We start from the raw sequence: 13,146 nt of genomic DNA on the forward strand, positions 1-13,146 counted from the left end.
TATGGAGAGTAAGGATGAATACTAAAAATAGGGTTATTGGAATCGCTCTATTAACTGGGGTAGCTGTCTTAGGAGATGCAATGTTATTTGTCGTTCTCCCTATTTACTGGAGAGAATTTGGCTTAAGTGCAGTGTGGCAGATTGGAGTGTTACTCTCCATAAATCGCTTTATCCGCCTCCCGGTTAACCCATTGGTGGGGATATTTTACAAGCATTTTCAATTGCGAACAGGCGTATTATTGGCACTCGGGCTTGCTTTAATCACGACAATATCTTACGGGTTATTGCATCATTTCTGGTACTTACTCATTATGCGTGCATGCTGGGGAGTGGGGTGGTCTCTTCTTCGTCTAGGCGGCTTTCTAACCTTGGTGAATATTACGAACGAAACCAATAGAGGGAGATACACCGGTCTCTATAACGGGATATGGGGACTTGGATCATTAGTCGGCATGCTATGTGGAGGGTTTCTGGTAGACCAAACCTCAATTTTATTTGTGACCCTTCTATTTTCACTAATAGGCTTGCTATTTGTCCCGCTGGTATGGATGATGATCCCTTTGCAAGCTGAACATCAGGACGAGGAACGAGCTCAATTGTCTGGAACGCGTATCGGCTCTCCTTATTTACACATGTTATTCATAACTGGAGGAAGTATCGGTTTAGTTATTTTCGGATTGTTCTCTTCTACATTAAGTCCTTTGATCGGGCGTGTGTATACTAGTGAATGGGATGCTTTCGGCTTCATGATTGGAGCAGCAACCCTTGCAGGAGCTATTCAAGCTATACGCTGGGGCTGGGAACCTTTTTTGGCTCCTTTTTTCGGAAAAATCATTGATTCCAGTTCATCAAAATACCGTTTGCTGCTGCTTCCTTTATTCCTGGCTGGATGTTTATTTATCCTGTTAGGGAACCTGCAATCGATTGGACTGCTGCTTATCTGTTTGCTGATCTTCCAGATCAGTTCTACCTTACTAGTTACAGCTACCGATACGTTTGCCGCTAATGCTGCAGCACGTACTGACCGAGTGAAAGCTATGACCATATATACCATCTTCGTTGATGTAGGGGCGGCTTTAGGACCGTTGCTTTCATACTTCATTATGAGTGTCTATAATGTCTCTGTTGTTTATTTGTTTGCTGGAAGCTTCTTGCTGCTCCTTTTTATGGCTTGGATAATATTTGCTAATAATGATTAAATTTCCAACCGAGAGCGTTTGGGTACTTTCTTTTTCTTGCGGATTTGACGGTCTGAGCTCCATTGCACGAATCTTCGATGACCAAACAATATTAGTAGAGAAAATCCCTGGATCACAATGATCCAGGGATGTGTAATTTGTATAGGTATTTTTTTCAAGACCTTATTCAACATCATAACAAATTGGCGAATATAAGTCTATATTTTTTTCGGGAATAGATGTACTATCTTCCTATAAATGGATTGAGGAGGATGGGAAATGCTTAAAGAGATTCTAGTTAGCAAGGCAATGACATATGAATATCCGCCAGACGGAGGAACGGTACCCATTATTGATCCCTATGATGGATGTACGGTGGGTTGTCCATATTGTTTCCAGTTAGAAGATGAAGAGTGGAACATTGACTTAAAGGTTAAGCTTAATATCGCGGATATTCTCCAAGATGAATTGATGAACTGGAATAAAGAAGATACTGTGTATCTAGGAAGCAAGTGTGATCCCTATATGGAGATTGACCGGAAATATCAATTAACTAGGAAATGTCTGATTGAACTAAGCAAGTTGAACCTAAAGTGCATGGTAACTACGAAAGCAGGATCAAAGCTGATTTATAGAGACCTTGATGTAATAAAAGCGATGGGTAACAAGTTCACTCTGCTCTTAGGACTATCTAATCTACAACAATTGAAGCAGGTGGATGACTATACACTAATAAGTAATATACAGACAGCCAATGAGTTACATAGAATGGGAATTCGTGTTTGGGCATTTATTACGCCGATTTTGCCTGGAATCACTAATGTAGAGTTAATGATGAATGCTCTTGATAAGGATATACCGGTGTTCCTGGATAAGGTTAGATTAAATAGAGAAACCAAACCTGCACTAACCTTGGAACGCTTCATTAATAAACACTATCCGGAGCTGGCTAATCAATATCAAGACATCATCTATAATGATGTTGATATTTACTATGATCAGGTAAGAGCGATGTGGGACGGGGATCAGCGAGTAAAGTTTGTTTTTGAGTAAACAAGCCTCTAGAACAAGTTATGCATCATATGGGTTTGATATTAAAAGAACGAACTGGATTGTCAGTTCGTTCAATTCATGCTCTGCCAAAGCTGAGTTATTAACTATCCTTTTTTTTAATAATTACTTCGTTTTCTTCAATTTTCACTTGATACTCAACAACTTTGTCTTTTTCAAATTCTTCGCGAAATTCTTTACTTACTGAGTAATTTTTTTTTGGATTAAGTGTAATCTTAAACGCATGTTTTCCATTATTAATACTGAACTTCGCGGCCTCTCCAAGGTTGATATTACTATCAATTAAAGAATTAATCTGATTGTTATTTTTTTCTTCAACAGTTACAACTACACTTTTCAAAAATAATGGACTGTTATTAGTAATCATCAAATTATACTCTTTATCATTTGGTACTGCTGTATCACTTGAAACATCGGAGCTAGTTCCTTTACAACCTGTTAATAAGACTAAAAACATTAAGAATATAGTTAACCGTTTTTTTACAGTCATTAGCTTGTCCCTCCAATCTTATATTCTATTGTGCATCGACAAAATTGAAAAAACTGATTGGTTCTAAGGGTGCTAAACTGTGTGCGTATTTATCAAAAAAGAGTTTTATTTCCGGTTGAAAAATTATACTCCCTTGTTTCTTTATGATATATGTACTTTGGATTTCATAAATCTTTAGTCCGTTTAATTTTTCTTCATCCACTTTACCTCTATACTCTTCCTTTATTTGCTCTTCTGTATATATGTCAGGATTAACTTTCACATTCACTATTTCTATAAAGTTCCTTATTTCATCAGGGTAAATCAATTCTGCTCGGATATCATTAGTAATAATATGATTTAAATCTAAAATTTTATAAGAGTAAGAATACTCCTTTCCTAATATCACTTTATTCTTGGGAGCTATCGGTGATTCCATTATGGAAATCCCATTTTGCTCTCCAGAATAAAATTGTAAGTATAATGGATTTATGTTTCTTTTTATTATTCTCTTATCTATATCAATTATGATTTTATCAAAAACTTCTTCATTCATTTTCAATATATTATCAGAAGTTAACCTTAAAGAAAATCCACCCTTAAGTAAAATAGGATCAGATAATTTCCATTTTATATCTTCTGCACTAAATGCACTACCTGGATATGCTATACCCAACGGAATCCCAGCCCAAATGGTCGTCGTAAAGGAGTTTGATGGTTGTAGGATTTACCTGAGAAATGGGGATTGGAAAATAGTCATTCAAGGAAGCGCTAACGGTGCGGGTGGCGGTGAGGCCACGGTAATTCCGTTTACAGAAGACGAAGCGATGAGCATTGCTAGGTCCATTAAATGGTAGATCGAAAATTATTTTTCCAGACCAACGAACAATCACTGACCGTAACTGTCAGTGATTTTTTTGTATGCTTGTAAAGCCTAAAGCCAATGATGAAATGGAGGAATAAATATGTTTACTAGAATTGAAGATTTTGTGGTGGAATGGACAAGGGAAGCGGAAATAACCGCCAATGTACTAGATGCACTTACTGAAGATTCTCTTGGTCAGGAGGTTATCGAAGGCAGACGAACTCTTGGACAAATCGCCTGGCATCTGGTTCACTCACTGCATTTCATGACATCATTGGGTCTCGTATTCGATGCTCCTTCCGGAGGCGAAGTGGCTCCAGCTTCTGCAGCGTTTATAGCCTCGGAGTATCGGAGGATTAGCGGGGAACTTGTGAATGCCGTTCGAACACAGTGGAATGACGCTACGTTGCACGAATCGGTTATCATTCACCAGGAAGCTTGGTTGAACGGAGGTTCCCTTCGATTCACGATGATGCACCAAGCGCACCATCGCGGACAGATGACGGTTCTCATGCGCCAAGCTGGCCTTCAATTGCCTGATGTCTACGGTCCGACTTACGACCATTGGATCGAGAAAGGGATAGCTCCCTTAGTCTAAATTCCTTTACAATGGAACTATTAGAAAGGGCAGACGATATGCTCTTTCAAGAAAAGCTTTAGGGAGTGAATAACGGCATGTCCAAAGCGGATAATATGCTATCCATTCTGTGGCTCCTTCGTTCAGGGAAGCGGGTGACGGCGCAGCAGCTTGCGGACGAATTGGAGATTCATGTTCGCACAGTATACCGATGTATTGATTCATTGTGTGCCAGCGGAGCCCCGATTATTGCCGATTCCGGTCCAAACGGCGGTTATCGACTTCTCGGAGAGTTCATAGATTCCCCGCTGCTCTTCGATTCCGAAGAGCAAATTGCGCTCGTACATGCATCCGTCTTTGCCCAGGAAGCGGGCTATCCGTTCACGGAAGCGTTAGTACGTGCGGTCGATAAACTGAAGCTGTACACCAATGAAGAGCAGCTCGAATGGATAAACAGACATAGCAAGGGGCTTGCAGTGATCCAGACACCCGCGCAAGGTAGAGAGCTTGAGTTCCTCCAACACTTGGAGGAGGCAGCAGCCCATGGAGAGTCGTTGAAGTTGGACTACGCCAAAGGAGCAGATCTGGCTTCCAGCCATCGGGTCCTAGATCCTTACGGTATTGTGCATTGGAAAGGAAATTGGTACGTTGTCGGATTTTGTCATTTGAGACAAGAGATTCGCAGCTTCCGCGTGGATCGTATAGTTCATTTGGAAGCAGCAAATACCCGTTTCGAGCGTCCAGCAGCTTTTTCCCCGCGAGATTTCCTCTTGCACTCTTTACTACCAAATCCACTGGAAACTGAGACGCAAGTCATCGTAAGAATCCAGGGACACGAACGCGCACTAAACGAAATATGCAAGCACTGGTTATTCGGACATTCAATACTCGAACGCAAGCCGCCCGGTGAAGTTCTCTTTCAGTTAGAGGAGCAGTCGCTAAGATACGTGCCGTACTTTCTTCTACCGTTCGGGAGGTCACTTAAGATCCTTGAGCCGCCAATGCTGATCGATCGAATGATGGAGGTCAGTCTGGAAATGTTTCAGCACTATGAAGGGATGCAAAAAGATAAAGAGAAAGGATGAAGAAATAAAATGAACAAGTTTACGATGTTTGGTAAAATGACGGCCCACCCTGGAAAGCGGGAGGAACTCACCTCATTATTGCTGGAGGCTTCCCGGAGTCTCAATAATATGGAGAGCTGCGAGCTCTATATTATCAATGAATCCGTAGATGATCCTGATGTGATCTGGGTGACCGAACTGTGGCGTGATGCTGAGGCTCATGCTGATTCTCTCAAGAACGAAGAAGTACTTGCCGTCATACAGCGCGCGAAGCCTCTAATCGCAGCAGTCGAGCCGGTTCGACTTCGTCCTGTGGGTGGTAAGGGATTGGGCGTGTAATGCAGGGCTGAATATAGTACAAGTTTTTGCTTGATTGTTTGATTAACAAGAGAAAGAGAAGTGGGGCTGTCGCTATTACTGTCCCCACTTTTTAAGTATTCTTTTTTTGTCACCGTTGTTAACGTTCATTAGAGGACATCTCCATTTTGCCAGCCCACTCTGTACTGATTACTCCTTCATAAAAATGTTCTAGCAAAAGTGACCCTATCGTAATCGGATTCAAAAAAATCTTTCTCGTAATTAACCATTTCAAAGCCAATATTTCTATAGAACATCAATGTGGCTTCATTTCCAACATGACCCAATGTATAAAGGATAACTTGCTTATTGCCCAGCTCACTTATTTTGCCGCAAATATGATTAATTAAGGCGTTCCCAATCCCTTGGCGCTGAAAATTTTTTGATACAGCAACACCAACTATTTCGTATAAGCCAAGTTCATCATTGAGTATATATCCTGCATGACCGATTACTTCACCAGTATTTGCTAAACTAACATAGTACCCACAGAGTTCATAATCCTGTACTATCAAAAATGTATGCCAGCGTGGGGGATATTTGTCTATGATAAACTTGGGGAACTGAAGAGGGTGCTCGGTCATGATTTTTTCAACATGAACTTGGTCGTTTTTCACCAATGATCTAATACTCAATATAGTTACCTCCTTGCAGGATAATATGGATAATCCATCTTTTCTTGAACTTGTCGAACCACGTTGTCGTTGGTAAGCGTTTCTATTAAATATAGCCCCAAATCAATTGAAGCGGACACTCCTCCCCCTGTAAAAACATTTCCATCCCTTACGAAACGCTCTTTAACAACCTCGGAGCAATAAGGTGCTAAAAGTTCATATGCGGATGTATTTGTCGTCGCTTTTTTCCCGTTTAAAAAACCAGCTGCACCCAAAATCAATGCCCCTGTGCATACGGACACCTTGTATTCAACATCTCGTGCAGTCTCAATCCATGAAATAAAATTAGTGTCGTATCTAAGTTGTCTTGTTGATAATCCTCCAGGAATAAATATCAAATCATAGATTGATAAATCAGGTAAGACATGATCAATTTTTAAAGTCAAACCCCGATCGTCTGTGATCTGTTCTTTATTCGAACAAAAATCCCATGATACATTTTCTTTTGCCTTTAAAATTCCCATCCATGTCACAGCTTCATAAAAACCTACAAAATCCAACGTAGTCATCTTGTCGAAAAGAATGTAAGCCATTTTCATCACTAGCACCTGACCTCTCCCAATGAAAAATAAAAAAAGTATTTGATCGAAAGATCAAATACTTTGCCCAGGCGTACGGCGTTATGAATATGTGCTCCCTCGTGGTTCTCCACGTTTACGCCAGTTGCACACACCAAATATTTACTTTATTGTATTTGAGGAATCCAAATAAAACAAGAAATAAAATAATCTAATCTATTCATTGTACCAATGAAAATTATCTGTACTGAGTTGTATACATATAAGGTTCACGAACAAAATGAAAAGCAAGGACTGGACCGACCACGTTTCCCGGGAGTATCTGTTTAGACGCAATTTGATTCAATAGTCCGTCGATAAGGGGATCCCAGCGATTACTTTCGACCTCTTTATGCCGGAATTTGGGTTGATATACGGTTATGACGATGAGAAGCAAATATTTCCGAAATCTTGTGGGCAGACCGAGGGGGCAATAGCCCCAATGCTTGATTATGTTGTTATCTGATGCATTTGCCTACTATGAAACACTAATCTCTCTTTTACTTAATTTCTTAAATGCTGAGTAACCCTGATCGGACTTAATAAAACTTAATATTTTATCGGCACATTCGATTGGACTCAACTTTTCCGTATTTACTTCAAGATCATATTCATTATAGGAATATACTCTGTCGAACTGGGAATGTGCTAGTCCAATTAATCGATCTCCCCTACTTTGCTCTCTTCTTGTGAGTTCTTCTTTCGAGCATCGTACGCCTACAAACAATATAGGATAATCAACAAGTAAATCATAAAAATCATTAAAATACTTGTCGTTTGCGATTATGGTATCTACTATTACATTAAAACCTAGTTCTGATAACAATTTAATTGTGGAATGGTACACTGATAATATGGAATCATCAACTATTTGTGAGACAACTTGATGATCTATTCCTCTTGGAGGTTCATCTGGAAATTTATTATTAACAAAATCATTGTAATTATTAAAAATATCATCAATTGATAAATGATAAAAAGGAATCTCTTTCTGATTTATCAGTTCAGTCGATATGGAGGTCTTTCCAGAACTTGACGTTCCGTTCAAAAACACAATGAGTCCTTGATTCACATGAATCACCCTTATCTATAAGATTTTCGTTTCATTCAGACAACCTTAATTCAACAAATTTCATTAGATTATCCAACTGGTAAAATATTCGAGGAACGTTTAAACTATCCTGCCAGATAGCTTAATGAATTTTGGGAGGAGTGCCCTCACATGGTATTTTTAGAAAAAAATTGTGCGGAGCGAAGGAGGGTAAACTCTGCCGTAACATCAGAAACCAATTCATTCGGCAATGGGTATAGCTAATTAAAAGCCTTACAAGCCCCGTAGAGCATAATAAAAGAGCCGCCCTTTATCGGTGGCTCTGCTTATTTCAGTCCTTATACAACCCCTCAATGGCTCTTAGCCTGTCTTCCTCTGTGGGCTTGAAGTAACGCAATATCATGTCAGCTGAACTATGACCGCTTCTTACCTTGATCCGGAGCAATGAAAAGGGTGTCGTTCGGCAGTTTTGCTGCTTCTTCCCTGGACATTTCAAGATTTGTAGACAGCACGTCAATGGGGTTGCCCGCAAGCCATTCGCTCAGATCAATTGCTTCGTAGTGGGCATTGTTGAATCCAATTAATACGCGGCAGACTTCCTCGCCTGTATTTTTGATATAGTGACCCGCACCCATCGGGGCATAACCAACGTCCCCTGCCTCAAACTGCTCTGTAACCGAATTGCCTTCTGCCAGAAATACAGTCATTTCAGCTTGTCCGCTGATATAATATTGCCATTCATCCGCATTAGGATGCCAATGCATCTCTCGTAGTGCACCCGGCTGAAGTTCGATCAGTGACCCCGACATCGTGGATGAGATGGGAAAGTCTTCGACCGTCACAGTACGCTGGGTTCCACCTCCGGGAGCACGCCGAGGCTGCTTGGCACTCAGGGGATAACGGTGTGTTGATGTTAGCTCTGAATTGCGGCGATATGTTCCGTTCGAGGAGCTGTCATTCGGTACAGGTCCTTTGACAAAATACGATTCTCCTTGAGGGAGCTGCGCTGCCCGTTCTTCGGTAATACCGAGATTTTGGGCGACAATGTTGTCAGGTGTTTGGGTTAAGAAATCCGTGATACTAAAGGTATGTTCCTCCGAGAAATCCCCATTATCAAAAATCAGAATAAAGTGACATTCTTCTGGACCCAGTCCCTGAATGGAATGGCCATAACCACGCGGGAAATACCAAACATCTCCTGGCTCAAACGTATCGGTATACGTGTGTCCGTCAGGATGAATGACTGTCGTACGACAGGAGCCACTGATGACATAAACCCATTCTGCTGCATTAGCATGCCAATGCAGTTCACGCATACCTCCCGATTCTAATCGCATGGATACACCAGCAAGGCCCACGGAAGCGGGGAAATCCCGAACTGAAGCTCCGCGTGAAACCCCGCCCGTGCCAGTGTGAGGTTTTTTTTGTTCAAGTCGGTATTTGTAAGAGGTCATGGTAGGCGCTCCTTATTTCGAATTTGCGTATACATGTAAATAGATTGATATAGCGTTATTATTACCCACATCTTATGGAAACGATTCAGAGCAGGGAGATTGTAAGTTGGAAGTGGTGTGATATGATGGAAATGAATTGAAATTAGCAAATGTAGCTGGGTCTGAGTCGGAGATTATCTAAAGGAAGGGAGATGGGGAATTTTGAGCCTAACAATGAAGGGGTTTGTAGTAATTATCATTAGCTTGATTGGTTCAATAATTTTACCTGTACTCATTATTCTATTATTTCATGTAATTTTTCCTGACTTTTATACCAAAGGATTTTTAACTGGAATTGGCCATGTAATAATTGGCGGTATAATGATGGTTCTCAATGTAATAATCGGACCGAATCTCATCGTACTTTACTACGAAGATATGATGAAATCTAAAGAGTCTACAGTATCTTTTTATAGGGCGATCCTAATTTTTATTCTTGTCAGTGTGGTTGTTCAAATCACATTAAGTATTCTAATAGAAAATCCTTTCACAGAGCCGACGTCAGGCATGTTTTTGTAAGAATATCTTACAAAACATATCGCGAAATCGAGGGAACAAGAAAATGCCAGATGGATTGTAGTTGTCAGTAAATCACAAAAGGATAGGTGAAAGGTATTAAATTACTCTTTATTTGCAGCCGTAATAAGTGGCGCAGCTTAACAGCTGAGAAGATTTTCGAGGCTATGAACGGTTATGAGGTTCGATCTGCTGGAACAGAAGAAGGTGCACGAGTTAAGGTTACGGAAGGTCACATTGGGTGGTCTGATATAATCTTTGTGATGGAAAAGAAGCATAAGAGAAGGCTTCAGGAGAAATTTTCAGACAAATTGAAAAGTAAACAATTAATCTGTCTTGATATACCAGATGAATATCGATTCATGGATGAGGAATTGATAGAGATTTTGAAATCGAGAGTATATGAATACATAGAAGAACCTGACGAGGAGTAGATTTGATTATTTTCCATATGCGAAAAATGAAACTGAGCCCTCACAAATAAGGACTCAGGTCAATTCTAATATCTAATTGTATCCATGATCCATAAAAATAAAAACAACACGCCGACCACTAAAATTGCTGCTAATAATGTATTAGTCAGTTGTCGAAGAACACCTTTCTTAGGTTTTTTTAGTAGTTCTATTTGCGTTTCATCCATTCGTTTCTTTGAATGATCTTCCTCGACAGAATTTAGATTTTTGGGGAACACAACTAAGCACCTCCCAGTTTGAATCACTTTCCATTATTTTTAACATTATTATTATAAGTGTGGGATATTTTATGATTTTTCAAAACATTTTCGATACTATAATTATAGTTAAAGATGAATTTAGTTCACTTCAGTTTGTTATTCCAAACTCATGTTCAAAAGATGTGGGTTTTTCTTTATGTTGTTGGAGTGAAAATAAAATCAAAACTTTCCCAACAAAATCAATTTTGACGGTACTTATATAATGAGTACTCAGAAAGGCAGGTGAGAGGGTGGATTTTACTGAAGCGCTCATTCAAGAATATGCGAAGAGGATACTTGGCTTTGCATATTTAAAAACAAATGATTATCACAACGCCGAAGATTTATCGCAGGATATTATTATCGCGCTCTGTGACAGGACAATTGTAGATAAAGGTATTGAAAACATGGACGCCTACATTTATCGCATTTGTTGTTATTCATGGTCCAAATATTTACGTAAGTCTAAGCCAGTGTGGGATGCATTAAACAACCCAAGTGCTTTTGATTACATGGAGGATGGCGGAAGTATTGAGGAAAGTCTCATACAACAAGAGTTGTCCGAAAAGTTACGGCAGGAGATCATGTATCTCAGCAAAACGAAAAGAGACATTACGATAATGTTTTATTATGAGGACAAAAGCGGTGACGAAATCGCAAGAACTCTCGGTATTTCTGCTTCGACCGTCAGGTGGCATTTAAGCCAAGTCAAAATGGATTTGAAGGAGAGAGTTGAAATGACAGAACAGATTGGGATTTATAACCCTATACGACTGAGTACGGGGCGGAATGGCTGGGGACAACATTATGATCCATGTGGATTGCATACAGATGTGCTTTTGCAAAATATTTGTTGGATTTGCCACGGTAAGGCGCTAACTATGGAAGAAATCGCAAGAACTCTCGGCGTGGCGGCAGTGTATCTTGAAGATAAAATTGATAAGCTGCTCTATATGGATTATTTGAGAGTGGTCGGCAAAAGCAAATATCAGACCAACTTTTTTATAGCTGATGCCAAATATCTACTCTCCGATCGAAGATTTCACCTCGAACATACACTACCCATGGCACAACAGTTTGATCTGGTTATCAAGGAGGCGTTACCAAGAATCAAAGAAATTGATGATTCCTTAGCTGATTTCGATGATGCTTATTTGGTATGGCAGCTCATTCCCATCGTAATATTTCAAACTATTCAGAAAATAGACGTTGATATTATACAGAGTAAGGGTCTTCAACATGCTTCTCCGCGGCGCAAAGACGGAAGCAAGCACTGGGCATGTGCGAGTATTCGTATGAGTGATATTCTTGAAACTACTTCCGATATTTCGGACGAACTTCGTGAATTTTGTATACAAGGAGGGGGGAACGGAGTAAAACTGCCGGTTACAGATTCCATGCACGCTTTGCAGTTTGATTTGGGATTTATGGGAGGACATCGCAATTTTGGCCCAACCGAAATGTCACAATTAAAACGAGTTCATGAGATTATCGTTAATATGGAAGTCCCGAATAACTATGACAAAGAAATTATATCCAGCCTCATTAGTAAAAGCTATGTCTCTAATGCAGACGGACATCTCAAAATTTTAATCCCGTATTTCACCGCAACACAGATGCAAGCCGTTAATGACATATTGCAGCAATGTTCAGATGAAATTTTAAATAAAAAAGAAATTGAAAAGACTTTCAATGATTACATTAGTACAATGGCTAAAGAAATACCTCCATTTGTGAATGATAACGAACGCAATCATCTGCTAACAGGATATAGTCCATTCATATCGGTTTTATGGATTTTATATAAAAATGGATATTTAAGGGAACTTGCTGCGGATGAAAAAGAACGTATCTGTACTGTGGTTTGGGAGAGTTAATTTAACCCATCATGGATGGGGAATTCGGTACTAGTATATTAGGTTGCCCGAATTGTATCCAATCTCCTTTAGTTAAAACGGCCTGGTTCCGGGTTCCCGGACTATTCAACATATGCCAAGATGTATACTGTTCGGCATACGGATTCAACGCTGAAATTCCGTCAACAGGAACAATGACATGATATCCCCGAAAAGCAGCGCTTGTCGCTGTATGAAGGACTGCACCATTAGCGGCATACCCGGTAACAATCACGGTTTTTATGCCGTGCTCTTTTAAGATTTGATCGAGATCGGTTTCATAAAATTTATCAACGTTTGATTTCACAACGGGTTCATTAGGCAAGGGAGATAGCTGAGGAACAATATCAGAGACATTTCCATTATGTGTGAGGCTATAGATAACTAACATGCCGTGTTCACGGCTTTTCGTCAGTAGCGGTTTGATAGTTGAGATGGATGCAATACAGCGGGGATTATTGCATATCGTCGCTTCCATATCTAAAACGAGCAATGCACTTGTTTTTGGGTCGACTGTAACGAATTGCAGCTTAGGCGGAGGCGGAGCAACGACATAATTCCATTCATCAATGATCGTTGGGTTATTTCTTGTTGCATAGTCCATCAAACGAACACAGTAAGGACAATAATAAATCATCTACATCCACCTCTAGGCATTTTAGATGTT

Annotated in this window: 17 protein-coding genes and 1 riboswitch; of the genes, 9 read left to right on the forward strand and 8 right to left on the reverse strand. The window is 40.0% G+C overall.

The window, feature by feature from the left end; genetic code table 11:
* Window positions 1-14 precede the first annotated feature (14 nt).
* On the forward strand, window positions 15-1,199 hold the full coding sequence (locus tag AC3Y23_RS05675) for an MFS transporter (RefSeq protein ID WP_379196542.1): 1,185 nt from the start codon (window positions 15-17) through the stop codon (window positions 1,197-1,199).
* Window positions 1,200-1,457: 258 nt separating this feature from the next.
* Complete coding sequence (locus AC3Y23_RS05680) at window positions 1,458-2,231, forward strand: SPL family radical SAM protein (RefSeq protein ID WP_379196544.1); 774 nt, start codon at window positions 1,458-1,460, stop codon at window positions 2,229-2,231.
* 100 nt (window positions 2,232-2,331) lie between these two features.
* Here AC3Y23_RS05680 and AC3Y23_RS05685 read toward each other — a convergent pair whose 3' ends face one another.
* Window positions 2,332-2,739 (reverse strand): hypothetical protein, encoded by a 408-nt coding sequence (locus AC3Y23_RS05685; protein ID WP_379196546.1) that lies wholly within the window; start codon window positions 2,737-2,739, stop codon window positions 2,332-2,334.
* A 25-nt stretch (window positions 2,740-2,764) separates the two neighbouring features.
* Window positions 2,765-3,394, reverse strand: coding sequence for a hypothetical protein (locus AC3Y23_RS05690; RefSeq protein ID WP_379196548.1), 630 nt, complete (start codon window positions 3,392-3,394; stop codon window positions 2,765-2,767).
* Window positions 3,395-3,410: 16 nt separating this feature from the next.
* On the opposite strand from AC3Y23_RS05690, the gene AC3Y23_RS05695 reads away from it, so the two are divergent.
* The 4 genes from AC3Y23_RS05695 (at window position 3,411) to AC3Y23_RS05710 (ending at window position 5,563) form a co-directional block, all read left to right on the forward strand.
* Window positions 3,411-3,575 (forward strand): hypothetical protein, encoded by a 165-nt coding sequence (locus tag AC3Y23_RS05695; RefSeq protein ID WP_379196550.1) that lies wholly within the window; start codon window positions 3,411-3,413, stop codon window positions 3,573-3,575.
* 108 nt (window positions 3,576-3,683) lie between these two features.
* Window positions 3,684-4,181 (forward strand): DinB family protein, encoded by a 498-nt coding sequence (locus tag AC3Y23_RS05700; RefSeq protein WP_175372586.1) that lies wholly within the window; start codon window positions 3,684-3,686, stop codon window positions 4,179-4,181.
* 77 nt (window positions 4,182-4,258) lie between these two features.
* Window positions 4,259-5,245, forward strand: a complete 987-nt coding sequence (locus AC3Y23_RS05705; protein WP_379196553.1) for a helix-turn-helix transcriptional regulator — start codon at window positions 4,259-4,261, stop codon at window positions 5,243-5,245.
* A gap of 9 nt (window positions 5,246-5,254) precedes the next feature.
* Window positions 5,255-5,563 carry a putative quinol monooxygenase gene (locus tag AC3Y23_RS05710; RefSeq protein WP_175372588.1) on the forward strand — a complete coding sequence of 103 codons (309 nt, stop codon included), beginning with the start codon at window positions 5,255-5,257 and terminating at the stop codon, window positions 5,561-5,563.
* A 176-nt stretch (window positions 5,564-5,739) separates the two neighbouring features.
* Here AC3Y23_RS05710 and AC3Y23_RS05715 read toward each other — a convergent pair whose 3' ends face one another.
* From AC3Y23_RS05715 to AC3Y23_RS05730, 4 genes are all read right to left on the reverse strand, one after another.
* Window positions 5,740-6,216, reverse strand: a complete 477-nt coding sequence (locus AC3Y23_RS05715) for a GNAT family N-acetyltransferase (protein WP_379196555.1) — start codon at window positions 6,214-6,216, stop codon at window positions 5,740-5,742.
* Between the two features lie 5 nt (window positions 6,217-6,221).
* Window positions 6,222-6,794 carry a DJ-1/PfpI family protein gene (locus AC3Y23_RS05720; protein ID WP_379197124.1) on the reverse strand — a complete coding sequence of 191 codons (573 nt, stop codon included), beginning with the start codon at window positions 6,792-6,794 and terminating at the stop codon, window positions 6,222-6,224.
* A 58-nt stretch (window positions 6,795-6,852) separates the two neighbouring features.
* A riboswitch (ZMP/ZTP riboswitch) is annotated at window positions 6,853-6,932 on the reverse strand.
* A 358-nt stretch (window positions 6,933-7,290) separates the two neighbouring features.
* Window positions 7,291-7,884 (reverse strand): chloramphenicol phosphotransferase CPT family protein, encoded by a 594-nt coding sequence (locus tag AC3Y23_RS05725; protein ID WP_379196557.1) that lies wholly within the window; start codon window positions 7,882-7,884, stop codon window positions 7,291-7,293.
* A gap of 392 nt (window positions 7,885-8,276) precedes the next feature.
* Window positions 8,277-9,317, reverse strand: coding sequence for a cupin domain-containing protein (locus tag AC3Y23_RS05730; RefSeq protein ID WP_379196559.1), 1,041 nt, complete (start codon window positions 9,315-9,317; stop codon window positions 8,277-8,279).
* Window positions 9,318-9,530: 213 nt separating this feature from the next.
* Here AC3Y23_RS05730 and AC3Y23_RS05735 point away from each other — a divergent pair, with 213 nt between their 5' ends.
* Together AC3Y23_RS05735 and AC3Y23_RS05740 are read left to right on the forward strand one after the other, a co-directional pair.
* On the forward strand, window positions 9,531-9,875 hold the full coding sequence (locus AC3Y23_RS05735; RefSeq protein ID WP_379196561.1) for a hypothetical protein: 345 nt from the start codon (window positions 9,531-9,533) through the stop codon (window positions 9,873-9,875).
* Between the two features lie 95 nt (window positions 9,876-9,970).
* The gene (locus AC3Y23_RS05740) at window positions 9,971-10,306 is read left to right on the forward strand and encodes a low molecular weight protein tyrosine phosphatase family protein (RefSeq protein WP_379197126.1); all 336 of its coding nucleotides are present in this window, start codon (window positions 9,971-9,973) and stop codon (window positions 10,304-10,306) included.
* 65 nt (window positions 10,307-10,371) lie between these two features.
* Here AC3Y23_RS05740 and AC3Y23_RS05745 read toward each other — a convergent pair whose 3' ends face one another.
* Complete coding sequence (locus AC3Y23_RS05745; protein WP_379196563.1) at window positions 10,372-10,563, reverse strand: hypothetical protein; 192 nt, start codon at window positions 10,561-10,563, stop codon at window positions 10,372-10,374.
* 272 nt (window positions 10,564-10,835) lie between these two features.
* Between AC3Y23_RS05745 and AC3Y23_RS05750 the strand changes: the two genes are divergently transcribed.
* The gene (locus tag AC3Y23_RS05750) at window positions 10,836-12,461 is read left to right on the forward strand and encodes an RNA polymerase sigma factor (protein WP_379196564.1); all 1,626 of its coding nucleotides are present in this window, start codon (window positions 10,836-10,838) and stop codon (window positions 12,459-12,461) included.
* A gap of 1 nt (window position 12,462) precedes the next feature.
* Here the strand turns inward: AC3Y23_RS05750 and AC3Y23_RS05755 are convergent, their stop codons facing one another.
* Window positions 12,463-13,116, reverse strand: a complete 654-nt coding sequence (locus tag AC3Y23_RS05755; protein ID WP_379196566.1) for a cysteine hydrolase family protein — start codon at window positions 13,114-13,116, stop codon at window positions 12,463-12,465.
* Between the last annotated feature and the right edge of the window lie 30 nt (window positions 13,117-13,146).

It is taken from the genome of Paenibacillus sp. MAHUQ-45 (assembly GCF_058133325.1).

What these genes read in the sequence shown, in the direction of transcription:
- AC3Y23_RS05705 (WP_379196553.1), top strand. Translation starts at nt 4,259, where the DNA reads ATGTCCAAAGCGGATAATATGCTATCCATTCTGTGGCTCCTTCGTTCA.
- AC3Y23_RS05720 (WP_379197124.1), bottom strand. Translation starts at nt 6,794, where the DNA reads ATGAAAATGGCTTACATTCTTTTCGACAAGATGACTACGTTGGATTTT.
- AC3Y23_RS05680 (WP_379196544.1), top strand. Translation starts at nt 1,458, where the DNA reads ATGCTTAAAGAGATTCTAGTTAGCAAGGCAATGACATATGAATATCCG.
- AC3Y23_RS05695 (WP_379196550.1), top strand. Translation starts at nt 3,411, where the DNA reads ATGGTCGTCGTAAAGGAGTTTGATGGTTGTAGGATTTACCTGAGAAAT.
- AC3Y23_RS05735 (WP_379196561.1), top strand. Translation starts at nt 9,531, where the DNA reads ATGAAGGGGTTTGTAGTAATTATCATTAGCTTGATTGGTTCAATAATT.
- AC3Y23_RS05685 (WP_379196546.1), bottom strand. Translation starts at nt 2,739, where the DNA reads ATGACTGTAAAAAAACGGTTAACTATATTCTTAATGTTTTTAGTCTTA.
- AC3Y23_RS05755 (WP_379196566.1), bottom strand. Translation starts at nt 13,116, where the DNA reads ATGATTTATTATTGTCCTTACTGTGTTCGTTTGATGGACTATGCAACA.
- AC3Y23_RS05730 (WP_379196559.1), bottom strand. Translation starts at nt 9,317, where the DNA reads ATGACCTCTTACAAATACCGACTTGAACAAAAAAAACCTCACACTGGC.
- AC3Y23_RS05710 (WP_175372588.1), top strand. Translation starts at nt 5,255, where the DNA reads ATGAACAAGTTTACGATGTTTGGTAAAATGACGGCCCACCCTGGAAAG.
- AC3Y23_RS05675 (WP_379196542.1), top strand. Translation starts at nt 15, where the DNA reads ATGAATACTAAAAATAGGGTTATTGGAATCGCTCTATTAACTGGGGTA.
- AC3Y23_RS05700 (WP_175372586.1), top strand. Translation starts at nt 3,684, where the DNA reads ATGTTTACTAGAATTGAAGATTTTGTGGTGGAATGGACAAGGGAAGCG.